Source organism: Limnoraphis robusta BA-68 BA1 (assembly GCF_034932365.1).
Classification (GTDB): Bacteria; Cyanobacteriota; Cyanobacteriia; order Cyanobacteriales; family Microcoleaceae; genus Capilliphycus; species Capilliphycus robustus.
In genome coordinates this window covers 95,890-122,474 of the sequence record NZ_JAYGHR010000061.1, presented here as the reverse complement: position 1 = coordinate 122,474, position 26,585 = coordinate 95,890, and the positions used below count along the sequence as shown (strand labels likewise).

Genomic DNA, 26,585 nt, shown 5'->3' with positions numbered 1-26,585 from the left:
CCGTCAGTACACGAATTGGAAATATAACCCGACTCCCAAGAGAAAGTAACAGCAGTGAGGCAAATGACCAGAGATAAAAAAGTCTTCATATTGTTCTCCTAAATTGGAAATTTGAGTCAACCCAGAAAGTCTTCACTAAGACTAAAATCCCATTTCATTTAAAGACAGACCATTGGAAAAAGTATGGAGTTAAATTCAGTAAATCAACGGTATGGTATGTCAAAGTTAGAAGTCTGGAAATGTGGGAAAATTGTTCTGTCCAACTCAAACCTTGTCTGTCAGCATCGGATGCAAAGTATGTCAAACTAGATAAAAAGTATGTACCATCGAGATCTCAATGGACTTTGAAGAGGCGTTCACTGTCGCGGATACCGCCGTATATACCCAGACTGGAGAACATCTCAGCGATCGCGAGAAAACCATTCTTCAGGGGGCTTGGAACAGTCTCAGCTACGAACAAATAGCAGAAGAAGCTGGGTACACCACAAATTATCTCCAGCGCGATGTGGGGCGCAGACTGTGGAAGAAACTGTCGGAAGCATTGGGTGAAACTGTCAATAAATCTAACTTTCGCACCGCATTAGAAAGGCGATCGCAACTGCAAACACCCGTTGAACTTGAATATCCTGATGGCCCAGTTCCTCTCGATTCTCCATTCTATGTCGAGCGTCCACCCATAGAGTCCCGATGCTATGAAACCGTTCTCAAACCCGGTTCACTCCTGCGGATCAAAGCCCCGAAATTAATGGGTAAAACCTCATTGATGGCGAGAATTCTTGATTATGCAGTTCATCAAAACTATCGAACCGTTTATCTGCATCTGGGTAGCCTGGAAACAGAAGTCTTGAAAGATCTCAACAAGTTCTTGTACTGGATCTGTTATCGCGTCGGAAAAAAACTAAAACTCCCCTTAATATTGGTCAAGCTATTGAGCTACAGGGCTTTAAACTGGATGAAACAGCCTCTTTGTGCTTGGGTTTTTCTGAGCAAGTTAAAAATCCCTCCAACGTAATGCGAGAAATCTTAAAGTGGACGGGAGGACAACCCTTTTTAACCCAAAAACTCTGTCAACTGGTTCAGATCTCAAGCTCCATTTTCACCGAGGACAATGAAGCCGAGTGGGTTGGGCAACTTGTACAATCTTATATAATTGAAAATTGGGAATATCAGGATGAACCCGAACACCTGAGAACAATTCGCGATCGCATTCTAAAAAATGACAAAAAAATACGTCGGCTGTTAAATTTATATTCAAAAATTTTACAGCAAGGGGAGATTACAGTTGAACACAGCACCGAACAAATGGAGTTGCGACTAACAGGTTTAGTTGTTAGTGAGAAAGGCAAAATCAAGGTCTATAATCGGGTTTGTCAAGAAATATTTAACCTCAGTTGGATTGAACAAACCCTCAGCGACTTACGACCTTATATGGAAGCATTGAACGCCTGGATTGCTTCGGGGTGTCAAGATCGGTCAAGACTTCTGCAAGGAAAAGCTTTATGGGAAGCATTGACTTGGGCAAAAGGAAGAAGCTTAAGTGACTTAGATTATCAATTTGTAAATGCAAGTCAGGAGTTGAGAAAGCGAACATTTAGTCATCTTCTATTTACTCATACTCTTGGTTTGATTACTCCCTTAGAAACTTTTGTAGCTCTAGTTTTAGTTGGGTTGAGTTGGCAACTCTCTATTCAAGGTTTTTTGTTAGATACCAGGTTATGGGTGCAGTCAGTTTATCGCCAAGTCACCCAACAAGTTCCCCAGGATACACCGAAAGTGCTGATGGTTTCCATTGACGAAGAATCGATCAAACGGGCTAAAATTGACGATCCTCGACCGATGGATCGCGCTTATATTGCCAAAATTATTGACCAACTTGCAGCGTTAGAAGCACCTGTTGTCGGGATTGACTATCTGTTAGATCGCCATCAACCAGAAAAAGACGCGATATTAGCAAATTCCCTCCGTCAAGCGGTTGAAAAACAAGGGACTTGGTTTGTCTTTGCGACAAAAAAACGCTCAACGGGCGGATGGTTTGAAGTTTTACCCGAAATTGCCAGCCCTAACTGGAGTTTTAACGGGGATCTACGGGTGTTAGGCGCTCCTCCCAAATATATGAGTCTTGTTCCTTTGCGGGATCGTTCCGAACAGCGTATTCTGCCTTTATCCTATCTTCTAGCTTTAGGCTACTGGATACACAACGAACAGACAGAACACACCCTCCAACCCCAACTTGATGCTTCTACTCAGTTAATTTATCAATTGAAAGCCTATTTCCTTGATGCAACCGGAAAAGACTATGCGACACTCTTTTCTCCAAAAGCTGTAGTACACCCCCTAACAAATTGGGCCTATTTACTGCGTCAATGGTGGTTACACCCGATTATTGATTTCTCGATTCCGCCTGAACAAGTTTTTAAAACCGTTCCAGCTTGGCAACTTCTTGAACAACCCACCGAGATTGATAAACTCATTCCAGAAGGCAACTTTGTGATTTTGATTGCACCGGGAGGATACAGAGAGGCTGGTATAGATGCTGAAGGTGAAGATAACTTTGCTGTTCCGACTGCCCTTGCCTATTGGCGATCGCAACAAAATCCCCCAGATTTACGACCTATTTTTCCAGGGGGTGAAGCTCACGCCTACATGGTTCATCATTGGATTAATCGGCGATTAGTTATACCTATCCCCGATTTGTGGATGGTATTAATAGCAATTTTTTTGTCAAAAGGAGTAACATTTATCGTCTCACAATATTCCTTTATAAAAATAAAATTAAGTAGATTGTTCTTTATACTATTGTTTGTTGGTACAACAGTAACTTATGGCTTGGTTAGCTTACAACTTTATATTACCGCAGAGATTCTCCTTCCTTTATTTTTTCCAACCGTAACATTCTGGACATTTTTACTTTTGAAACAGCTACGTCCTTTAGATGAAGATATAGGAATATAGCAATCCTAAATAGATTGCGGTAAATCGGTAGGTTTTTCCTTGTAGTTTGAGTTTGACAGCAATAGCTGTTTTTATTTCTCTAGGATCTTTTGTTTGATTGATAAAATCGTCTATTTCGTCGTAATGGTTCATTTTCTTTTGCCAGCTTTTGGATATTATTGCTAACCTTACATTTATTATAACTCATTTGGAATTGCTATATTGTGCATCTGTAGTGCAGAATTGAGCGTTTGTGAGGCTTGATTTGAGCTTGGTAATGCCTCGGTGTGCTGAGTAGAATTAAGTGGGTTGTAGTATCAAGTGTAATGCCAGCGCCTTTACCCGAAACAACCATCCACAAACTGAGCTTGATGACTGCTTTGGGTATCACTTACCGATCAATTAATTTTAAAGTTCGGTCGTTGCTTTGAGAGTTTGAGTAAATCATACAAACTGCACGGTTTTTATCTTAATGGAACGGGTAGCACCCACATCTTAAAATCAATTTAGTTACCATACTTATATCGACAAGTTAAGGAATTGACGAAATGATCAATATTGATATAAAATGGGTTAAGTTCCAAGAAAATCAATGAGGGGGGTCGCAACACTTCCCAAATCCGACACATTTAATAAACGAATTGGAGAGGATAACCAATGACACTATTTACTCACCGAATTCAACAATATGATGTGGAGATTGCCTCGCTCCACCAGAAGATTAACGCATTGCAATCCGAGCAAGACAAACTGAGAAAAAATGAGAATAATGCGGCATCTGCCCTAAAAGTTCTTGAAGATGTCGTGCAAGAATTTGGCGATGATGGCGAAGTCATGCAAAGCCTTAAAGAGAAACTTGAAACCCTATTTACTGCGACTACTGATGGAGAGAGTGAGATTGACAATCTTCCCTCAAATAAGTTTCAAGAGTATCATTCAACGCTTCGTTTTCAGAGTCAAAATGAGGCTGATTTGTTTGGCAATGAAGCGAGAAAACGGGGTATCTGTAATAACTTCGAGTCTTTCTCGGATGGCAGTCTGTATGTGTTTGGTGTGAGTGATGAAGATGCTTTGAATCGGTTGATTAACGACAAAAAATCAGCAAAAATAGACGTGCCGGAAGCCGAACCGACAGCGACGACTTCGAGGGCTAATTCCGAACTGCTACACGCTCATCCGATGATATTTTTTGATGCCCATGCCGATTCGATGAGGCTTTTCTTGTTCACAAAGGATCATGCAGTTGCCACCTACGAAAAAGCTAAAGAAGCGGGGTTAGCCAAACAACACGAACTTCATAAACTCAAAGACACTTGGCTTTTGGTTCTCTCCCCAGTTAATCGTGATACCGCCTTCAAAATTAAGGAATTGGCAGTTGAAAAATCTTCACCCACAGCGATCGCAACCGCACCCCAGATCGCAATAGAACCCCCACCTCAATCAGAAACCAAAGCGATCGCCGCCAATCCTATTCAGCCGATTTCAGAATTGCCACTGCTGACAGAAACGGAGTGCCACCAGCTATTAGTCGAGTGGAATAATACTACAAAAGAATATCCCCAGGATAAGTGTATCCATCAGTTATTTGAAGAACAGGTTGAACTTACACCAAATGCAGTAGCGGTGGTGTTTAAAAACCAACAACTAACTTATCGAGAATTAAATACTAAAGCCAATCAGTTAGCTCATTACTTGCAAACTTTAGGAGTCAAACCTGAAGTTTTAGTAGGGATTTGCATAGAGCGTTCCTTGGAAATGATTATAGGACTATTAGGCATTCTCAAAGCAGGTGGTGCTTACGTCCCTATAGACACTGCCTATCCATCTGAACGCATCGCTTATATGCTTGATGATTCGCAGCTACCAGTTCTATTAACTCAACAAAAACTGGTTACCTCGTTACCAAAGCATCAAGCGCAAGTAGTAATTTGCTTAGATTCTGATTGGGAGGAAATCTCAAAAGGAAGTAAAGTTGCTCCTCAAAGTGGCGTGACACTAGAAAACTTGGCTTACATCATTTACACTTCTGGCTCAACTGGAAAACCTAAAGGAGTTTTGATTCCCCATTCAGGGGTGTTAAATCTAGTTTTCTGGCATCAACACGCCTTTGAGGTAACATTATCAGATCGAGCTACTCAGCTAGCTGGAACCGCATTCGATGCTTCTGTGTGGGAAATATGGCCTTACTTAGCATCGGGAGCAAGTATTTATTTAGTTAAGCCAGAGATTCTTCTCTCTCCAGGAGAATTGCGTGACTGGCTGTTGACCCAAGAAATAACCATTACTTTTGTCCCTACCCCAATCGCAGAAAAGCTGTTGTCTCTGCAATGGCCCTGTGACGGAGCTTTACGAATTATGCTGACAGGTGGAGATAAGCTTCATCAGTATCCATCAGCTTCAATTCCCTTCAAGATAGTCAATAACTACGGGCCTACTGAGAACACGGTGGTCACGACTTCTGGATTGGTTGTCTGCGATCGCACTGATAATACGTTGCCTCATATTGGTCGTCCGATTGATAATACTCAAGTTTATATTCTCGATCGCTATCTGCAACCCGTTCCCATCGGTGTTCCTGGAGAATTGCATATTGCTGGTGTGGGGCTAGCAAGAGGATATCTCAATCAACTTGATTTAACCCAACAAAAATTCATCCTCAACCCCTTTAGCAATGAACCGGGTGAACGCCTTTACAAAACTGGAGACTTAGCCCGTTATCTAAGTGACGGCAACATCGAATATATCGGTCGCATTGACAACCAAGTAAAAATCAGAGGATTCCGCATCGAATTAGGCGAAATTGAAACGGCTATCTCGCAACACCAATCAGTTAAACAAACAGTCGTCATCGCCACCGAAAACAACATAGGAAACAAACAATTAGCAGCTTATATCGTCCCCAAACCACAAGCAGCACCAACAAGCAGCGACCTCCGCAACTTCCTCAAACAGATACTCCCCGACTACATGATTCCAGCCACTTTTATCATGCTGGAAACTCTGCCACTCACTCCTAATGGCAAAATAGATACTAAAGCGTTACCCAAACCCTATTCAGCACATCAACAACGAGCCACAACTAAAGTCCCTCCGCAAACAGCCACCCAAAAAATCCTCGCCAGCATTTGGGCAGAAGTTCTCCAATTACAAGAAGTGGGCATTCACGACAACTTCTTTGAATTAGGTGGCGACTCCATTATTAGCATACAAATAGTTGCACGCTGTCATCAAGCTAATCTCCACCTCACCGTCAAAGACTTATTTCAACACCAAACCATTGCCGGATTAGCGCAAATTGTCACTACCACTAAAGAAATTAAAACCGAACAAGGGTTAGTCACGGGTATTGTACCCTTAACCCCCATTCTGCACTGGTTTACCTCACAAAACTTACCCGAACCGCACCATTTCAACCAATCATTTCTATTTGAAATATCGCCGGACGTAAAACCAGAAATATTGCGGCAAGTTTTTCAACAACTGCTGCTACATCACGATGCTTTACGCCTACGCTTAATCCTCAACGGTGACACTTGGCAACTTATTAACGCTCCTGCTGAAGAAAGCGAAATTTTTAGCATAATTGATTTATCTAAAATTGGACAAAGCGAACAAATTACCGCTATTGAAGCCACTGCTAACCAACTACAAGCCAGCCTAAACCTGTCAGACAGTCCAATTATCAGAGTTGCTTTATTTCATCTAGGCAATCAACAAGCTAATCGGTTACTAATTATCATTCATCACTTAGCAGTAGATGGTATATCCTGGCGGATTTTGTTAGAAGATTTGAGTGTAGCATACCAACAACTAAGTCAGGATAAAACCATTCAATTACCAGCAAAAACCACTTCTTTCCAAGATTGGGGAATCCGACTCACTGAATATGCACAAACTCAAACAGCAGTAGCAGAACTAGACTACTGGCTAACACAATTAAACTCTCAGATTACACCTCTACCTGTAGATTATCCAGCCGAAATCGGAGAAAATAAAATTTATGATACTTCAGCAGTATCAGTGTCCATATTTTAATGCAGGGAGCTTGGGCTTTGTTGCTCAGTCGCTATAGTGGAGAATCAGATGTGGTATTTGGAGCGACTGTATCGGGACGACCCCCAGCTTTGTCGGGAGTGGAGTCGATGGTAGGGCTATTTATTAATACTTTGCCTGTACGAGTGCAGATATCTGCTGAAACTGAATTATTGTCTTGGCTAAAACAATTGCAGGTTTCTCAAGTTGAGCGAGAGCAGTATTCTTACAGTCCGCTAGTAGAAATTCAAGGTCAAAGTGATGTGACGAGGAACTTGCCTTTGTTTAGTAGCATTGTTGTGTTTTAAAATTATCCAATAGATTCTTCTTTATTAGAATCTCAAGGGGGTATAGAAATTAAGAATATTGGAGCTTTTGAAAGAACAAATTATCCTTTAACTGTAGGAGTTGTGCCTGGTGATGAGTTGTCTATTCAAATTAGTTACGATGCTAACCAATTTGATAATGATACTGTCAGCCGGATTTTGGGGCATTTCCAAACTTTGTTGTCAGGAATGGTTGCTCATCCGAATGGGCACGTTGGTGAATTGCCACTGCTGACTCTAAAAGAGAAGCAGCAGCTATTAGTAGATTGGAATAATACTTGGGCTGAGTATCCGCAGAATAAGTGCATCCATCAGTTGTTTGAGGAACAAGTCGAATTAACTCCTGATGCTGTGGCAGTGGTATTTGAAAACCAACAACTAACTTATCGAGAATTGAATGCAAAAGCTAACCAACTCGCTCATTATCTGCGTTCAGCGAAGCTGTCGCGTAGCGAATCACTCGGAGTAGGGCCAGAAGTTTTGGTCGGGATTTGCGTAGAGCGATCGCTGGAAATGATAATTGGTCTGTTGGGTATCCTCAAAGCAGGTGGTGCTTATGTTCCGCTAGACCCCGCGTACCCTAGCGAACGATTGGCTTTCATGCTAGAGGATTCAGCTGTACCAGTCCTACTGACTCAACAAAGGTTAGTTGATAGACTACCCCAACATAAAGCACAGTTAGTTTGCTTGGATACACAATGGGAAGCGATCGCTCAATATAGTGAAGAAAATATTGCCTGTGGCGTACACTCAGAAAACTTAGCTTATGTAATTTATACCTCTGGCTCAACTGGAAAACCAAAGGGAGTAACGATCCAACATCAATCTTTGGTGAATTATGTCAATGCTGTCACTATTGAATATGAGATAGACAGGTGCAATAATGTTACGCATCGCTGTCGCGACCGTATTCTCCAATTCTCCTCAATTAGTTTTGATGTTAGTGCCGAAGAAATCTATACCAGCTTGACATCAGGTGCAACGCTTGTATTGCGTACCGATTCCATGTTAGATTCAATTGAGCAATTCCTGCAAAAGTGTATTGATTGGGAATTAACCGTCTTAGTATTACCAACAGCTTACTGGCATGAACTAACAGCTTTTTTAAGTCAAGAAAAATTTGTTTTTCCTCCATCATTACGCCTAGTAGTTATTGGTGGGGAAAAAGCCTTGAACGAACGATGGAAAACTTGGCTTGAGTATGTAGGACAACGAGTACGTCTGGTCAATAATTACGGCCCGACAGAAGCTACTATAGGAGCCACAATATGTGAGTTATCAGCAGATAACACGATATTAAACCAGTTGCCGATCGGTCGTCCAATTTGTAATGTGCAGACATATATTTTAGATCGCTACCTCCAAGCTGTTCCCATTGGGGTTCCGGGAGAACTACACATTGGTGGTGTGGGGCTAGCACGAGGCTACCTCAACCGTTCCGATTTGACACAAGAGAAATTTATTCCCAATCTTTTTTGCAACCAACTGGATTCGCGCCTATACAAAACTGGTGATTTGGCTCGTTATTTACCAGATGGTAACATTGAATTTCTCGGACGCATTGACAATCAAGTAAAAATTCGCGGCTTTCCCATCGAACTCGGCGAAATTGAAGCAAAATTAATCCAACACCCAGCTATACGAGAAACTGTAGTTATTGCCATTGAAAATACCACAGATACCCAACAATTAGTAGCTTATCTCGTTCCCCAAACAGAAGTATCACCCACCGTTGCTGACCTGCGCCATTTCCTCAAACAGCAACTCCCCGATTACATGATACCCAGTGCTTTTGTCACACTGGAACACCTCCCCTTAACTCCAAATGGTAAAGTAGACCGTCGTGCTTTACCCGCCCCAGAAATTCGACCCGAACTCGAATTAACTTTTGTTGCACCGCGCACTCCCTTAGAAGAAATATTAGCGAACATTTGGGCAGAGGTACTAGGAATTAAACAAATAGGAATTAATGATAATTTCTTTAGCTTCGGAGGACATTCCTTATTAGCGACTCAAATTATTTCTAGAATTGGCACAAATTTAGCTGTGGAAGTCCCGTTACGCCATCTATTTGAATCCCCTACTATTGCTTCACTAGCAGAACAAATTCAAATTTTACTAAGTAACGAAAAACCTGTACAAAGACCGCCTATATTCCCAGTTCAACGCACAACCGAAATCCCATTATCCTTTGCCCAAGCTAGATTGTGGTTCCTTGACCAATTACAACCCGAAAGTGGATTCTACAACATCCCGAACATTTTACGGTTGAACGGTCAACTCAATATCAGTGCTTTAGAGAATAGTATCAATGAGATTATTCTTCGTCACGAAGCTTTACGGACTAACTTTACTACTCAAAATGGCAAACCCGTTCAAATTATTCAGGCTAATCTCAAGCTGAAATTGCAGATTATAGACTTAGAAAGTTTATCTGAAGAAGCGAGATAAATTGAAGCGAAAAGATTAATTACTCAGTTGGCAAATCAACCTTTTAACCTCCAACAAGAACCTCTACTAAGAAGTTCTTTGCTGAAATTAGGTAAGCAAGATTATATCTTTGTATTAGTCTTCCACCATATTATTGCTGATGGCTGGTCAATTTAGGTACTCGAACGCGAACTAAGCACAATTTATACAGCATTATGTAATAATCAAACTCCAGTCTTGCCAGAATTATCTATACAATATGCCGACTTTGCTGTTTGGCAACGCAACTGGTTAACTGGTGAAGTATTTCAAACACAACTTAACTATTGGCAGGAACAATTCAAAGGAATTCCCGCTTTATTAGAATTACCCACCGACCGGAACACAAGACCAGCGATTCAAAGTTACCGAGGCGCACACCAATCTTTTCAACTTCCTGTTGAACTAAGTGAAGCTATTATTTCACTTTGCAAACGCATGGGTGTTACCCCATTTATGTTGCTTTTAACAGCATTTCAAACGTTGCTTTATCGCTTATCGGGTCAGGATGATATTGTAGTAGGTACGCCTGTCGCTAATCGTCATTATCAAGAAACAGAACAGCTAATCGGATTTTTCGTCAATACTGTAGCTCTGAGAGCTACTAATTTATCGTTAAATCCCAGTTTTGAAGAGTTAGTACGTCAAGTCAGGGAAGTGACATTGGGAGCATACGCTCATCAAGATCTGCCTTTTGAGGAATTAGTAGAAGCATTGCAACCAGAGCGTTCTTTAAGTCATTCCCCTGTATTTCAGGTCATGTTTGGGGTTGAAAATAAGTCGATATCTAACTTCTCTTTACCTGCATTAGAAGTGAGAAAATTGATAGTAGAAACTAACTACGCTAAGTTTGATTTGGATCTATCGTTTCAAAATACTAATGATGGTTTTATCGGGGAATGGGAATACAACACTGACTTGTTTGATGGGTCAACTATCGCTCGGATGACGGGGTATCTACAAACATTACTATCAGAAATTGTTGCTAATCCCAAACTGCCTATTTCAGAGTTACCTTTGCTGACCGCAACCCAACAGCATCAGTTATTAATAGAGTGGAATCATACTCAGAAAAATTATCCTCAAGATCAGTGCATCCATCAATTGTTTGAAAAACAAGTGGAATTAACTCCTGATGCTGTGGCGGTGGTTTTTGAAGAGAAAAAACTGACTTATCGAGAATTGAATGTAAAAGCCAATCAGTTAGCACATTATTTGCAAACTTTAGGGGTAAAACCTGAAGTTTTAGTAGGAATTTGTGTCAAACGTTCCCTTGAGATGATAGTAGGAATATTAGGAATTCTCAAAGCAGGTGGTGCTTACGTTCCACTCGACCCGACATATCCAAAAGAACGTTTGGCTTTCATGCTAGAAGACTCCTCAGTACGAGTGCTGCTAACTCAACAAAAGCTGGTCGAGAAACTTCCTGCTAATTCGGCTCGTGTTATCTGCTTATATTCTGATTGGGAAGAAATCTCTTTACACAGTCAAGAAAATCCTTCAAGCGAAGTACAGCCAGAAAATTTAGCTTATGTTATCTATACGTCAGGATCTACTGGAAAACCTAAAGGTGTTTTAATTGAACACAAATCGCTAGTTAATTATACGACGGTTGCGATCGCTGAATATCAAATAGAGAAGTCAGATCGCATTCTGCAATTCTCCTCAATTAGTTTTGATGTTAGTGCCGAAGAAATTTATACCAGCTTGACATCGGGTGCAACGTTAGTATTGCGTACCGATACAATGCTGGATTCTTTTGAGGGATTTTTGCAGAAGTGCCAGAACAGGGAAATAAGTGTAATGGCTTTGCCCACAGCCTACTGGCATGAATTGACTGCTTTCTTGAGCCCAAAAACTCTTGCATTACCCCCTTCTTTACGTTTGGTCATTCTTGGGGGAGAAAAAGCACTGCCAGAACGACTGAAAACCTGGTTTGAATGTGTAGGACAACAAGTACGTCTATTGAATAATTACGGCCCAACAGAGACAACTGTAGGAGCGACGATATACGAAGTATCGGCAGCCGACGCTACATTGAGAGAGTTGCCCATCGGTCGTCCTCTTGGGAATGTCTGTACCTACATCTTAGATCGCAATGGACAGCCCGTACCCATTGGTGTTCCGGGTGAGTTATACATCGGCGGCGTTGGTTTGGCACGAGGCTATCTAAACCGTCCTGATTTAACTAATGAGCGATTCATTCGCAACCCCTTTAATGACTCTCCCACCGAACGCCTTTATAAAACTGGAGACCAGGTTCGCTATCTGCCCGATGGTAATATTGAATACCTCGGTCGGATAGATGACCAAGTGAAGGTTCGTGGTTTTCGGATTGAACTTGGTGAAATTGAAGCAGCATTGAGTCAACATCCGAACTTACTCTCTGTTGCAGTCGTACTTCGAGAAGATATTCCCAGCCAAAAAAGTCTGGTCGCTTACGCTGTCCCTTTTCAGGAAGCTGCGCCCACCGTTGGTGACCTGCGGCATTTTCTGAAAGAGCGACTACCAGACTATATGGTGCCTAGTGCTTTTGTAATTTTGGAGTCCTTGCCACTGACCCCCAATGGCAAAGTAGACCGCAAATTATTACCAGCACCAGACCTCAAAAGTTTAATTGAAAAAGCAGAGTTTATAGCTCCTCGAACTCCAACAGAAGAATTAGTTGCATCTATCTGGGCTGAAGTTTTGGGAGTCGAGAAACTCAGCATCCATGACAACTTTTTTGAATTGGGTGGGCATTCCTTACTGGCAACTCAATTGCTCTCAAAACTAAGTTCCCATTTGGGGTTAAATCTGCCCTTGTCTAAGTTGTTTGAGGCTCCAAGTGTAGCAGGTTTTTCAAGCTACATTGAAGCAATTTCTTGGGCAACCCAAAATATTGAAACTAACACCAATAATCTAGAGGAGGTAGAATTTTAATGAATACCATTCAGTTTATTAATCATTTACGCAAGTTAGATATTAATCTGTTTTTGGAAGGGGAACGCCTCCGTTGCAAAGCTCCTGAAGGGATTCTTACCCCGGCTCTCAAGTCAGAAATTAGCGATCGCAAAGCAGAGATTATCTCATTTTTGCAACAAGCTAATCTTCAAGCTAAAATCACTGCGATCACTCCGATATCCAGAAAAAAAAACAATACATTCCCTCTTTCCTTCGCTCAAGAGAGACTTTGGTTTCTCTACGAACTACAGCCTAACATCCCCTTCTATAATATTCCTCTGAACTTGCATTTTAGCGGTCAAATTGATATTGCTGCTTTAGAGTCAAGCTTGCAATTATTGATCGCCCGTCATGAAATCTTACGCACCAACTTTATTACCGTTGATGGAAAACCTGGTCAAGTCATAAATGCGACTAGAGATTTTACTTTACCAGTCGTTGATTTGCGTTCTTTGTCAGCTAGTCAACGAGATTTAGAGTGTCAGAAATTAGCTTCTCTTGCGATTAGCCATGTATTTAATCTGGCTGAAGATTCTTTAATAAGGGCAGAATTAGTTCAGCTTACCCCGACAGAAAATATTTTACTGCTAACAATTCACCACATTATCTTTGATGGTTGGTCTGTCAATATTTTTATTCAGGAACTTACGACTATTTACTCAGCTTTGGTTGAACAAGGTAAACCCCATTTACCTGAAATCAATCTTCAGTATGTAGATTTTGCTGTATGGCAGAAGCAGTGGATGCAGGGAGAAGTTTTAGAGTCTCAACTCGCTTACTGGAAGCAAAAACTAACAGGAATGCCAGCCGTGTTGGAATTATCAATAGATCGTCCCCGACCTGCCGTACAATCCTTTCGCGGAGAAACTCAATTTTTTACGATTGAACCAGACATTAGTGAAGCCCTCGTAAATTTGAGTCAGCAGCAGGGAGTTACACTCTTTATCTTACTCCTTACTGCATTTAAAGTATTGCTCTATCGCTACACCAATCAACCTGATATTGTTGTTGGTTCTCCATCTGCAAACCGCCAAAACCTTCAAACTCAGGGAATGATTGGATTTTTTGTTAATAATTTGGTACTCCGCACAGATTTGTCAAATAATCCTACTTTTCTAGATTTATTACAACAAGTAAAAAAAGTTGTTTTAGAAGCGTATGAGCATCAAGATTTACCATTTGACAAGCTGGTAGAAGCATTACATCCAGAACGGAATTTAAGCTACTCACCCTTGTTTCAAGTCGTCTTCACTTTAGAACATGAACCCGCCTCTAATATTATCCTCAAAGATTTAACAATTAACACATCTGAGCCTGGAGTTAATCAAACAGCTAAGTGAGATTTAAGCTTGTCGTTGTACAAAACTGAACAGGGATTAGTAGGGGAATTTGAATATAGTACAGACCTTTTTAATGCCACAACTATTACCCGAATGATAGAACATTGGCAAACGTTGTTGGCGGGTATTGTAGCGAATCCACAACAAAGGCTATCAGATTTACCCATTTTGACAGCAATTGAGGAACACAAATTATTAGTGGAGTGGAATCAAACGCAACAAGACTATCCGAATAATCTCTGTATACATCAATTATTTGAAGCACGGGTAGAACAAACACCAGATGCCATAGCAGTAATTTTTAAAGATGAACAGCTAACCTACCGAGAACTAAACATCAAGGCTAACCAATTAGCAAGCTATTTACAAAAACTGGGGGTAAAATCAGAAACACTCGTAGGTATCTGTGTCGAACGTTCCTTTGAAATGATCGTAGGAATCTTAGGCATTCTCAAAGCTGGTGGTGCTTATGTCCCACTCGATCCAAACTATCCGTCTGAGCGCATCGCTTATATGCTTGATGATTCGCAGCTACCAGTTCTATTAACTGAGAAAAAACTGATATCATCGTTACCACATTGTCAAGTGCAGGTAATTTGCTTAGATTCTGATTGGGAAGAAATCTCTAAGGAAAGTGAACTACCTCTCATCACTTGCGTGACACCAGAAAACTTAGCTTATGTTATTTACACCTCTGGATCAACAGGTCAGCCGAAAGGAGTTATTGTTCCTCACCAAGCAGTAAACCGTTTGGTATTGAATACAAACTACATTTACTTCCAATCTTCAGATGTCGTTGCTTTTGCCTCAAATTTCTCATTCGATGCCGCCACCTTCGAGATTTGGGGAGCCTTACTTAATGGAGCCTCACTCGCTGTCATTACTAAAGATGTAGCGCTTTCTCCTCATAATTTTGCCGATCAAATTCACTCACAAGGCATCACCGTATTATTCTTAACCACTGCCTTATTCAATTTACTTGCCAGGGAAGTCCCCTCAGTTTTTGAATCAGTGCAGTATCTTCTATTTGGAGGAGAAGCTGTCGAGCCTAAATGGGTCAAAGAGGTACTCAAGAAGGGTTCTCCTCAGCGATTGCTTCACGTTTATGGGCCGACGGAAAATACAACATTTACTACCTGGTACTTGGTAGAGGATGTTTTAGAAGAAGCTACAACTATTCCGATCGGTCGTCCTATTGCCAATACTGAGGTTTATTTGTTAGATACTCAGTTGCAACCTGTTCCTATCAGTGTTCCTGGAGAAGTATACATCGGTGGTGATGGGCTAGCTAAAGGCTATCTCAACCGTCCCGATTTAACTAAAGAAAAATTTATCCCTAATCCCTTTAGCAATCAACCGAGTTCTCGCCTCTACAAAACTGGAGACTTAGCTCGTTACCTGCCAGACGGTAACATAGAATATATATCCCGCATTGACAATCAAGTTAAGATTCGTGGCTTTCGCATTGAATTAGGAGAAATTGAGGCTGTACTGGCAAGACATCCGAACGTGCGCTCAGTGACAGTCATTGACCGAGAAGATGCACCTGGAAACAAGCGCATAGTAGCTTATCTAGTTTCTAACCTGATTCCAGAACGTGTCCCCTATCGCAGTGAATGCCAACTAGAACTAAACGGTAACATCATCACAATCCACACACAGGATATCTCCACAGGGGGCGTTGGTTTGGTGGAGATGCCAGCTACCGAGCCAGGTAAGAGTGTCCGTGTCCATCTGCAACTACCTGGAGAGAACGAACTTCGCTGGCTTTCTGGGTCAGTAGTTTGGTCACGTCCACCACAAGCTGGGATTCGCTTTCATCTTACACCCAGCGAGCAGGCTGAAATTGACCGAAGCGTAGATTATCAGTTGAACACTCAAGACTTGTGGAAAACTTTACAGCGCACAGTGACTCGCAACCTGCGCCACTACCTGAAACAAAAGCTACCTGATTACATGATACCAAGCGCATTTGTGCTGATGAAAGCACTACCACTGACACCTAATGGTAAGGTTGACCGTCGTGCCTTACCCACACCAGATAATTTCCACAGCAAACAAGAAGATAAATTCGTTGCCCCTCGTACCCCCGCTGAAGCCAAGCTAGCTGCTATCTGGGCAGAAATTTTGGGATTAAAAACAATCGGCATTAATGATAATTTCTTTGAACTGGGAGGACATTCACTCCAAGCTACTTCATTGGTATCTAAGCTTTCAGCAGAGATGAACCTTAAGGTTTCAGTCAAGCTTCTGTTTGAGCATCCCACTATAGCTGAGTTAGCCGTAGCAATTGAGCAATTACCCAGCCAAATACCGTCTTTTAAGGCAGAAGTACCAATAGCAACAGTTGATAAATCAGCGATAAAATTTCAAGCACCAACTCCAGATAAATCTTCATTTTTCCAACTAGAACAGCGTTCTTTACTCTCTCTGTTTGCTGTCGGAAAACTAGCACCCGTTGATTCAGCCGCTTTAGGTTATCTTCCCCTTTCCTTAATCAAAGAAACCAGCTTGAGTCGCCATCAAATCCTTCAAGATTGGTTTGATAACCTGCCGATGTGGGATGCTGTTATGGAGACTAAATGGGGTCGAATAGCGGGCTTAACTATTCCGATATTTGAGGATGAACTATACAGCGACCAAAACAAACTCGTGCAGTTAGTTGTTGAAGCGTTGGAAATGGCAGGACGACTCGGTGCTAAAACCGTTTCCTTAACGGGTTTAATTCCCTCAGCTACTGATTATGGTCGTGCCATTACCCAAGCTATTGAGGGGCGTAACAACTTACCGAAAATCACGACAGGACACGCTACAACCTGCTCTACTGTTGTTCTAACCATTAAGAAAATTTTAGAGGTTAGTCAGCGTTCTTTAGAGCAAGAAAAAGTCGCTTTCATCGGTTTAGGTTCGATTGGAATTAATAGCCTGCGCCTGATGTTAAAATGCTTGCCGCATCCTAAGTCGATTATTTTGTGCGATATTTATAGTAAACAGGAATCCCTCCAAAATCTTCAACGCGGACTGAGCGATGATTTAGGATTTCGAGGTTCCGTCCAAATAGCAATCTCTTCGTCTTCATCTAAACTGCCATCGTCCATCTATGACACTACCTTAATCATTGGGGCTACCAACGTCCCAGACATTCTCGACATTGATCGGCTAAAACCGGGTACTCTAATTGTCGATGATTCTGGCCCCCACTGTTTTTCCCCTGAACAGGCGATTAAGCGCTTTGAGAAACACAAAGATATTCTCTTTACCGAAGGTGGAGCACTTCACGCACCTGACCCGATAGAAACAGTCATCTACCTATCACAATTAATGAAGAAAAACATAGATGAAGATTTATGGTCAGACGAGTTTAAGCCTACCAATCCCCTAAACATTATGGGGTGCGTTATGTCCAGTCTCCTCTCTTCTCGTTTTGACAATATCAAGCCCACTGTAGGATTACCAAATCTGGAAACTTGCGTGCAGCACTATCAAGGTTTAGAACGGTTAGGTTTTCAGGCAGCCGACTTACATTGTGAAGGCTATGTGTTGCCAATCGAGTCAAACCAACCTTCTGTATAGTACGAATTAGCTATTATGCGTATTCTTAAGAATCTCCGATCCTTTACAGGTAAAATGCGGGTTTTTCTTATAGTCTGGTTCGGACAACTAATATCCCTGATTGGATCGAGTTTGACAAGCTTTGCATTGGGAGTCTGGGTGTACCAACGTACAGGTTCAGTCACTCAATTCTCTCTGATTTTGCTATTTGCTTTGTTACCGAGCATCCTAATTTCTCCAGTAGCGGGTGCAATAGTAGACCGTTGGAACCGACGCAAGTGCATGATTGTATCTGACTTTGGTGCGGGGATGACAACAGTGGCGATCGCCTTATTACTCGCTACCGGAAATCTTCAAATCTGGCACATCTACCTTGCTGTCGGTTTTAGTTCCATCTGCAAAGCATTTCAGCTACCTGCTTACACCGCTTCGACCTCTTCATTAGTCCCGAAGGAATTTCTTCCCCGTGCGAGTGGAATGGTGCAATCAGCAGAAGCGTGCGCCCAACTCATTTCACCGTTGCTGGCTGGAGTCTTACTCGGCATCATCCAGCTTCAAGGGATTATTTTAATTGATTTTGCCACCTTCCTCTTTGCTGTAAGCACTCTGTTACTCGTTCGTTTTCCCCATGCTAAAACCGTTATTGTGTCCCCAGATAAGAACCTTTCACTCTGGCGCGAAGCAATTGAAGGCTGGACTTATATTTATACTCGCCCTGGACTGTTAATACTGCTGATTCTATTCGCACTGGACAACTTTGTTACCGGATTAGTTGAAGTTTTACTGACTCCCTTGGTACTTTCTTTTGCTTCCGTTGCCGTTTTGGGAACTATTCAATCTATCGGCGGTGCGGGGATGCTATTGGGTAGTCTAGCGATGAGTATTTGGGGAGGGCCGAAACCTTTAATTCGGGGTATATTTGCTTTCGATCTCCTGGCTCACCTGTGCATTTTTGCATTCGGGTTACGCACAGATGCTGCACTTTTCGCAGTTGCTAACTTTATCTTATTCTTCAGCTTACCGCTCGTGAATGGTTGGTGCAATGCTATTTATCTGCGAAAAGTTCATCCCGATATTCAAGGCCGAGTTTTTGCCACCATCCAAATGATTTGTTGGTCATGTATTCCCGTCGCTTATCTTGTTGCTGGCCCTCTTGCTGAACGAATTTTTGAACCTCTCATGGCGGCTGACGGTTTACTAGCCGAAAGCGTCGGACAAATCATTGGTGTGGGGCCGGGTCGCGGTATTGGTCTGCTATTTATTACGATGGAAATTATCGCCATAATTGTAACTGTTGCCGCTTACCGATATCCTCGCTTACGCCGTGTGGAAGATGAACTGCCTGATGCGGTTTAGTACGGGTTAAAAACGTTAATTAGCAAATATTGTTTCTTCCAACTTACTGAAGTTTAGGCTAAAGATTGAATAATAGTCAGATTGAAACCAGAATCTGATAAAAGTTGAATAAAAATCCAAGTTATTTTTTCAATTTATTCGCTGCTTTCTTTTGACTTTCAAACTTTCCTCTGCCCTTTTTGACGGAACTTCCGTGTTTCTTTTGCTTAATGTCAGGTAATCGTTATAAATAAAATAGGGCGTAGCCATACGCCCTTACAAGCTCTTTTGGATCTCCGCTCTCTGTGCTTAATCAAAGGGCATATTTCATTAGGCAAGCATCAAGTTTCGTAGCTCTAGGCTGTTGTTTACGATCTGGTCAAAATATTTTGTAGGATTAGAGCTTAACTTAGGATGAAGGTATAAATAATTCTCTAATAACTCGTATTCATCCTTAATCGAAGTCACCTCTACCCCTTGCCCATCTGTTCCCAAAACAACTTTCACTTCTGCCAATAATAAATTAGCTAAACCATGATCTTTTTGGATAAGCTCGGAGGGGTTAAGATTCCATTGTTTATTCTGTTTCTTGATTCCCTCCATGTACTTATGTCTGGCTTGTTCTTTAGAATCGGAATCTTCATCGCTTGTGCCAACTATCTGCTCTTCTAGATATGCAATCGCCCCAGTCCTCAAGTTGCTACCTAGATTAATATCGGCATAAATACCAAGTTCTCTCATCCGTACCGCTTGCTCTGGAGTAGTGTGGGTAGCATGACCAAAACGAATAAGAATTTTATCTTGCAACCAAAGTTTTTTCTTGGCTTCAATCGCTTTAATGAAAGCATTCAAGTTATTTTCGGCTCGTTTAGCAGCTTCCTCAGATTGTTTTCCCGTCTATACGCCAACACATTGTGCATCAACTTCTTCTAATATACGTCGTATATATGTTCCGTCAATTTGCACGTTATTGGACTTTAATTTTAGTATAGTCCGCAAGACCCTCTTCACAAATTCTTGTGGATTTTTTTCAATGAGTGTAGTGCCAACATCAAGTAAAGACGATCCTTCTCCAACATGGGGACGAAAAATAACCCGCTTGACTCTTTCATTGCCAGATTTATTGATATACTCTTTCAATCGTTCGAGAACTGTGTGTACTAACTGTTTAGTTAGTTCGTAGTCATATGTGTAACCTTCCGGGCCTGCCAGGTCAATGCCTACAATCTTAGAAGGAAACTCCTGCATTTTCTGAATAGCATCATCTAAATCCTTATTAAAAGCATTTTCAGGCTTGTCTTTACCTGCTAAATAGCGACGGTGTGAAGCAACTAAAGCCAGCCAGCGCAAATTGGTCTTACTGTTTAGGATATGATTAGGAATCTTATCGCTAGGTTGAGACATTTCGCAATAATCAATGTTCTCGATTTCAAGAAAAGAAACAGATGCGTTAGTAAACAAAGACTCATAAGTAGAGTCAAACATTTTCAGAAAAGCACTTCGTGCTGTATAAGCATCATCAAAGGGGCTCATTTTTGTTGCTCTGAGCATTTTATTTACAGCTCTTGTACTTGCAGACTCGATTATCTTGACATTTTCTTTAGGTAAGCCCTCCAGAATTGCTAGATAGCATTGGCGTAGAAGATTTTTTGTAAATTCCTGAGCTACCACTTCATGTTCATTCTGCACAAGCTTGAGTATTTCAGCCTCCCAATTCACATTGTTCTTATCTACATAAACAGCCATAATCATCAAAAATACAAGGGCAAACATCATGGCATGAGCACCACGTTCTGGCTCGCGGTTGCGATGAAGACAATCATATTTAAACTGGTATTTTTCAAATACACGGTATGCAAGACGGACAGCAAGACCAGTATTTGTTTTAAACAACTTTTCAGTCTCCAAACCTCCATAAGCATATACTCCTAAGTCGTGGCACTCTTTATCTAAACTAGAAGTTGTCTGCTTGAAATAAGTCAAATAAATATTAATGAGTTCTTGTGGGGGTAAGACACCACCGAAATGGTTATGGAAGTCTTAATAAGTTTTTGGATGTGTAAATTGCATGATAATTGTTTCCTTTCTTACAACATTGTGGAATCAATCTTCTTCAGTTCTATAAAGAAGACGATATTGCTAGTTAAGTTGTGAAAAATCTTTTCGGAACTTAAGTAAAGCTCGATACGATCGCTCTATCGGATATTATTCTATTAATCCTTACGGTTGAAACAATCTGCCCCAACCTGTCCCCAGACCATCTGCTGTCCAGCGATAGGTCATTTCATTTTTGCTGTAAATTGCGCCTTTGCCATTTTCTACCGCACCCGTATAACGATCATTGAGAGAACCATAAGGGTCATTAACAATGAAATCTCCATCTTCAGTTCGTCCCCGCACAACTATCATGTGACCCCCACAAGGATGTTCAGTTGTCCCCCGGTGGTAAATACCAATTACAACGGGACGGTTTGCTTCTAGTTCTCGATAAACATCCTCAAAATCAAGATCGGTGTGCCAAGTGCTATTTAAACCAAAATGTGATAAAGCTTGAGTTTGAACTTGATGATCGGTGGTATCTCCATATTGAAAAACCACTTCCACGTATTTATCATCTCCACATTCTCCCGGTAAAGTTCCCGGTCGGAAATATTCTAAACACATGGCACAGGAAGAAGAATTACAGGTTCTTTCCGCGTCTCGATAGTTATCAGTTTGAGGAAACCAAGGAACAGGAAGTAAAATTTTCTTGGGTTTGATTTCAAGCCTTGATAATAGAATTAATTCAGATATTGGGAAGTTACTCAATCGACCACAAAGTGCTTTATCGCGAGCAATGATCCAAGACACAATTCGCTGTCTCACTGATTCAAAACGTTTGGAAGCAATTCTTGTCAGATCTGCTGGCGGAGAAACTTTATTAGGCAACAAGCAAAATAAGGAATCTATTCTGAAACGTTTTGGATTGCTTTTATTAGGGGTGAGAGCTCATGTGATTGGAGATACTTGGGCACACCAAGATTGGTGTGCTGTTGATAATGTAATAAACAGTTACTGGGACATTGACAATTCCGTGATCGCAAATTATACTTGGCAAGAGATTGAGTATCAAGATATTGGTCAAAACTGGAAAAAAGCCAAGCTTTCTGCTGCGTCTCACGAAAATTTGAAAGCAGTTCCAAATCAACCCGCCTGTTATGTAGGACATGGATGGATAGGACATTTTCCTGATTACAGCTTCGTTAAATATCGCTATAAACCCTGCTGGAGTTCAAAAAGCGCACAAGCATTAGAGCGTGATAATCCTACAGAATACAATTATGCGTTTCTGGAGTTATGTAGCTTATTTTCTCAAGCAAATGGCAGTAAGTTTCAGCCTGAAAATGAAAAAAGTAAACTAGCGGCCGCACAAAAGGCAATTTCTTCACCAGTTGAAATTGCAGATACAAAGAATTGTCCCCGTGTTTACTCTGCTGATCAATGGAGAACAGAAATGAATAAGGTGGGCATTCAAGCTCCCATCGATCTAATCGATACCCAAAAAGAACCTGATGAAAAAACCGTATTGAGTGGTCAGATTGACTATATACCACACTCACTTGATCCCTTGGGAAAAAGTCGCTACGGTACATTTTATATTAACGTTGCTAGCGATCTATATCTTTTCCAAATTGCGGCTGACTACCAATTCCATTTTGTAAAAAATTGGATTAAAACTTATAAGATAGGACCCAATGATTTGTTTGAAGATAGCTGGTCTAGACAGCTAGGACCTCTCTCCAATGAGATCCTGAATATTTGGGCTTAACAGCACTATTTTATAAGGTGATCGCACAGCCCTTATCCGCCGCATCAATCACCTCATCGCTGGTAATTCGCTCAATTATGACCTCATCTATACCCAGAGAGTCAGAACTAATATAGATAGGGTTCTCTCAGCCGATACTTTCCCATTTCTGCGTATATCGCCTTCTGGTGCGATCGCTTTTTGGTTAAACTTGACCAGAAGAGAAGCGATCGCACTTAATAGAGTTTGGAGAGGATGGATGTAATTGCTCCTTTGCCGCTTCTTTGATTGTTTTATAAAGTGCATCAAGTAAAAAAAATTTCTAGTTAAAACAATTCATAAATTGCTTCTGTAAATCGTCATTAAAGAGTAAAGACGAAAAGCAAAAATAAAATTTTGCCCGATTTCAAAATTTTGACTATAGTGAAAAGAGGATATCATGTCTATCGAGGAAACAGCCTAAACTGCTCTAGAAAGCCCGAAGTTATCTGAGGCAAAACTTGACCCAAACGAAAAGCCAAGCTATGTGGATACACCTAAAAAAACTCTGATCAATGATCAAGGAAGTTATACAACAGACGACAAGCGAGTTTATTTCGTACAAAAGTGGGATAACTTAAAACCACTGCTTGATACTTTGAAATTTCCTAAAGCTTTGAAGCTCACTTCGCAAGGGCTGGAGCCTGTTAATCGACCAGGGGTTAAATTAAGTAAAGCCATATCAGAAGAGGATGTGGTGAACGATTTTCAAACCAGCGATCAAAATGAGGCTTACTACACAGAATGGGAAAAACAAGCTTATAAGATGCTCTCTAAGAGTGTCAGTGCTTCTGTTGGAATCCCTATTCCCTGGCTGGCTACAACGCTTGGTTTAAGTGGTAGTTACGCAACCCGTTCAGAATCCCATTCGCAGAACAAAGAAACTCACTTGTTTATGGTAGCACAGCGGATCGTACAGAAGACTAAAGTGATTCTAAAAGAGCAGACAATACAGGTAACAGAGAAGTTTAAACAGAGCATTGAAGAAGCTAAAGACATTGCCCAATTAAGGAAAGTATTTCAAGAATACGGCTACTTTGTTCCAACCACCTATATCATTGGCGGTAAAATCATAGCCGAAAACGAGGAAACCTTTTCGGGGCAGGTGGATAAAACTGCTAAGGCTAAGGAATTTGGAGTAGGTGTTAAAGCGGAGTTGAATAAGTTAAACTTTACTGCAAGCGCAAGCGGTGCTTACAAAAGTGAAAACCAAGATCAAACTTCACAAAGTAGCTCTCAGACCGCCTGCAAATACTCAATGACGTTAAAAGGGGGAGACGAAGCACTAATTAACAATGGCACACAATGGATAAGCTCACTAACACTCGATAAGTGGCAGATAGTCGGGTATGAAGACCTTAAGCCGATTACAGATTTTTTAAACGAGGAACTGAAGAAAAGATGCGAGGAAATCCTTTCTACTCCCACTCCCATAAACAAGTTACCAATTCAAGTGGCTGAAGAGATCAAGTGGATGGCATGGAATGCTGCATGGTATGCAGCAAACACTCGTGCAGGGGACAAATATAAAGGGGATGCTGTAACGAATGAACTAGACTTCAAAAAACATTCCGGAAACGTGAGTAAAGCGATAGTCACTCTTGAACTTAAGTTAACCCAAAATGCACTAGACGATATCAAGTGGGGAGCATGGAACGCTTCATGGTATGCCGCAAACACACGTGCCGGATATCAAAATGATGCTGAAAATGATTTCAAACAATTTGAGCAACACTTTGAATCTCTGAAAAATTCTAAAGAGGTGACTGAAGAATTGGCTGGAAATCTAAAAGAGATGTGTTTGTCTGCTGCATGGCATACAGTAAATACACGCAAAATTTATAAGCAAGATGCGGAAAATGACAGAAAGCGATTTGAATTCTTTTACAGCCAAATCGTGGAATAAATTATTGCAAACACAAGTCCTCAAAAATGAGGATGAAGGTAGTATCTACGAAATAAGTATTCAGATAGTATCGTAGTCCGGGCTTACACACAAACACCACCAATTGTATGGACATGGTATATCGTGTTCCTAAAATTGGTGGTTTCAAGGTGAATGACATTAATATAGCGGAACTTCCGTTTTAAGCAATTAAGTGGTTCTCTGTCCGTTTATTAAATTTTATTTTTAGGGGATTTTTTTCCAGTTTGTGATATTAGAAATGCAGGAAATAAGTAGGTGGTCATAAATAGACGTTGAACCCGAAAACCGCGCATCCTTTACATTAAGGGACTTACAGCGTTTAGCATTGTTCGTTTAATTCCGCCCACCTACTTAGAGCAAGTAAAGTTGATTAACTATTCGGAAACCACCTGTTCAATGACTTGCCACACCCTGGCTCAAGATGATAATTTCAAAAAGGCAATCTGTTAGGATTCGGAGTCGGAACAGCTTGCATTCCGATTTGAGCAAGAGCTTCAATCACTTCAAACGGCAATCCAACTCGTTGTGCGGCTTCCAAAAAGGGAACATTCTGACGCGCCAGAGCTAGAAACTTTTGAATCTTCCCAACAACGGGGTCTGTGGAGGTGGTGTATCCTTGTGTTAAAGTGATCGCATAACCCCACTCAATATCTCGCCAACTCGCTCGTCTGCCATCAGCGAGAGTCAGCATTTCCTGGGCTTGAGATTGAGAATTTGTTGGAATAATAGCCACCCGATTAGAAGTATTGGATGTTTGAGAAAGGGATATTTTCAAATCAAAAGTGTAGGTGCGTTTTTCCCCCGCTTCATTAACCGTGACGACAACTAAATTAGTCGGATAAACCGTTTCATTCGGATAATCTTGACGAACAGTTCCCCTTGTTTGAGTTTCAACAACACCCTTCAACCGCAAAGGTTCAATCGTTCTCAACACAATCACGGAAGCCCGTCCACTGTCAATGGGGAGGTCAGTTGAAAAGCCTTATCATTTATCACAATTTGATGAGTGCCATCGGTACTGATTTTGGCTGTGTTTATGATGCCGTTCCTCTAGGTTAAGTTGATATTCAAAGCTTCTAACTGCTCGTTGATCCAATTCGTTGCTATCACTTCATCCGTCTCTATCGCCCGTTCTACTCCTGTTTTCGCAATTTCTAGCAGTTGTTTGGACTTGGATTGTTGATCAAAAAATATTTTTAGAAAATTTAATATACTATCTTGAACTTGTTTAACAATCAAAGGAATAATTAGGTTCTGGAAGTTTGGGATATTAACATAAGGTTGCACATTACCTGTCTGTTGCCTAATCAGCAAAGATCGACCAACGGATTTAATATAAAGAGCTAAAATATATGGATAAATTGCATTCTTGTCGCAAGTTAGTTTGACAATATTTTGATTGATAATTGCTTTGTCTTCTCTAGAATAAACTGCTACCTTTCCAATCGTTCCTGTCATTGAAACAAGAACATCATCTTTAGCAACAGAAATAGACTTATACTTCCTAAAAGTTTCCTCTTCAATTGAATATAGGCTTTCTTCGTGAATCTTCAGAGCCTGGTCAAAAGCTTCTGCTCTAACAAATTTTGGTTTTTCTGGCAAAAATTCTTGAATCACGCCTTCCGGTGTTGTTCCATTTTTAATATCTTGAGCTAAAACATTTCTGATATCTTTCCATCCTCCACTATAAGTCTTAATTTGCTTCTCAAGGTCATCATATTTTGGCTGATAATACTCAGCATCAAGACGACCGGAGGACAGAAACGACTCTGCAAAACTCTTGACCGCAACGGTTTCTTCCGTGGGTTGCCAGTCATTCAAGCCAAGCTCCAACAACAGCAAATCCTCAGCTTGTTGATAAATTACCTTTGCGCTGTCTCTAACTACCCCTGCTTGTCGAATAA

The 26,585-nt window shown here is 41.1% G+C and carries 13 protein-coding genes and 2 pseudogenes; 10 read left to right on the top strand and 5 right to left on the bottom strand.

Features of this window, described 5'->3' with window-relative positions; genetic code table 11:
• Positions 1-337: 337 nt before the first annotated feature.
• The 8 genes and pseudogenes from VB836_RS13880 (at position 338) to VB836_RS13845 (ending at position 18,949) form a co-directional block, all read left to right on the top strand.
• Positions 338-1,012 (top strand): AAA-like domain-containing protein, encoded by a 675-nt coding sequence (locus VB836_RS13880; protein ID WP_323219880.1) that lies wholly within the window; start codon positions 338-340, stop codon positions 1,010-1,012.
• Positions 967-2,952 carry a CHASE2 domain-containing protein gene (locus VB836_RS13875; RefSeq protein WP_323219879.1) on the top strand — a complete coding sequence of 662 codons (1,986 nt, stop codon included), beginning with the start codon at positions 967-969 and terminating at the stop codon, positions 2,950-2,952. Before VB836_RS13880 ends, VB836_RS13875 begins: the two co-directional genes overlap by 46 nt.
• Positions 2,953-3,588: 636 nt before the next feature.
• Positions 3,589-6,966, top strand: coding sequence for an amino acid adenylation domain-containing protein (locus tag VB836_RS13870; protein ID WP_323219878.1), 3,378 nt, complete (start codon positions 3,589-3,591; stop codon positions 6,964-6,966).
• Positions 6,966-12,272 (top strand): annotated as a pseudogene (locus VB836_RS13865) (amino acid adenylation domain-containing protein); the annotation flags it as partial. The gene VB836_RS13870 and the pseudogene VB836_RS13865, both read left to right, overlap by 1 nt.
• A gap of 3 nt (positions 12,273-12,275) precedes the next feature.
• Positions 12,276-12,680, top strand: a complete 405-nt coding sequence (locus VB836_RS30505; RefSeq protein WP_419776270.1) for a phosphopantetheine-binding protein — start codon at positions 12,276-12,278, stop codon at positions 12,678-12,680.
• Positions 12,680-14,179: pseudogene (locus VB836_RS30360) on the top strand (condensation domain-containing protein); the annotation flags it as partial. The gene VB836_RS30505 and the pseudogene VB836_RS30360, both read left to right, overlap by 1 nt.
• Before the next feature lie 60 nt (positions 14,180-14,239).
• Positions 14,240-17,614 (top strand): amino acid adenylation domain-containing protein, encoded by a 3,375-nt coding sequence (locus tag VB836_RS30355; protein WP_456085763.1) that lies wholly within the window; start codon positions 14,240-14,242, stop codon positions 17,612-17,614.
• A 15-nt stretch (positions 17,615-17,629) separates the two neighbouring features.
• Positions 17,630-18,949: an MFS transporter gene (locus tag VB836_RS13845; protein WP_323219877.1), complete on the top strand. Its 1,320-nt coding sequence runs from the start codon at positions 17,630-17,632 to the stop codon at positions 18,947-18,949.
• A gap of 309 nt (positions 18,950-19,258) precedes the next feature.
• Here the strand turns inward: VB836_RS13845 and VB836_RS13840 are convergent, their stop codons facing one another.
• The 3 genes from VB836_RS13840 to VB836_RS13830 form a co-directional block, all read right to left on the bottom strand.
• Positions 19,259-19,780, bottom strand: a complete 522-nt coding sequence (locus VB836_RS13840) for an amidohydrolase family protein (RefSeq protein WP_323219876.1) — start codon at positions 19,778-19,780, stop codon at positions 19,259-19,261.
• 45 nt (positions 19,781-19,825) lie between these two features.
• The gene (locus tag VB836_RS13835; RefSeq protein WP_323219875.1) at positions 19,826-20,911 is read right to left on the bottom strand and encodes an amidohydrolase family protein; all 1,086 of its coding nucleotides are present in this window, start codon (positions 20,909-20,911) and stop codon (positions 19,826-19,828) included.
• A 237-nt stretch (positions 20,912-21,148) separates the two neighbouring features.
• On the bottom strand, positions 21,149-21,778 hold the full coding sequence (locus tag VB836_RS13830; protein ID WP_323219874.1) for a C39 family peptidase: 630 nt from the start codon (positions 21,776-21,778) through the stop codon (positions 21,149-21,151).
• Between VB836_RS13830 and VB836_RS13825 the strand changes: the two genes are divergently transcribed.
• Positions 21,765-22,736 (top strand): DUF6765 family protein, encoded by a 972-nt coding sequence (locus tag VB836_RS13825; RefSeq protein WP_323219873.1) that lies wholly within the window; start codon positions 21,765-21,767, stop codon positions 22,734-22,736. The two genes, VB836_RS13830 and VB836_RS13825, sit on opposite strands and share 14 nt — an antisense overlap.
• Positions 22,737-23,241: 505 nt before the next feature.
• Positions 23,242-24,660, top strand: a complete 1,419-nt coding sequence (locus tag VB836_RS13820) for an MAC/perforin domain-containing protein (protein ID WP_323219872.1) — start codon at positions 23,242-23,244, stop codon at positions 24,658-24,660.
• A gap of 451 nt (positions 24,661-25,111) precedes the next feature.
• Here VB836_RS13820 and VB836_RS13815 read toward each other — a convergent pair whose 3' ends face one another.
• Positions 25,112-25,621, bottom strand: a complete 510-nt coding sequence (locus tag VB836_RS13815; protein WP_323219871.1) for a hypothetical protein — start codon at positions 25,619-25,621, stop codon at positions 25,112-25,114.
• Positions 25,622-25,731: 110 nt separating this feature from the next.
• A complete protein-coding gene (locus VB836_RS13810; protein WP_323219870.1) occupies positions 25,732-26,502 on the bottom strand; it encodes a restriction endonuclease subunit S in 771 nt (256 codons plus the stop codon).
• Positions 26,503-26,585: the final 83 nt, after the last annotated feature.

Bases quoted from the DNA above. Each gene is read 5' to 3' on its own strand.
- VB836_RS13870 (WP_323219878.1), top strand. From the start codon at position 3,589: ATGACACTATTTACTCACCGAATTCAACAATATGATGTGGAGATTGCC.
- VB836_RS13845 (WP_323219877.1), top strand. From the start codon at position 17,630: ATGCGTATTCTTAAGAATCTCCGATCCTTTACAGGTAAAATGCGGGTT.
- VB836_RS13880 (WP_323219880.1), top strand. From the start codon at position 338: ATGGACTTTGAAGAGGCGTTCACTGTCGCGGATACCGCCGTATATACC.
- VB836_RS13825 (WP_323219873.1), top strand. From the start codon at position 21,765: ATGATCCAAGACACAATTCGCTGTCTCACTGATTCAAAACGTTTGGAA.
- VB836_RS30505 (WP_419776270.1), top strand. From the start codon at position 12,276: ATGGTGCCTAGTGCTTTTGTAATTTTGGAGTCCTTGCCACTGACCCCC.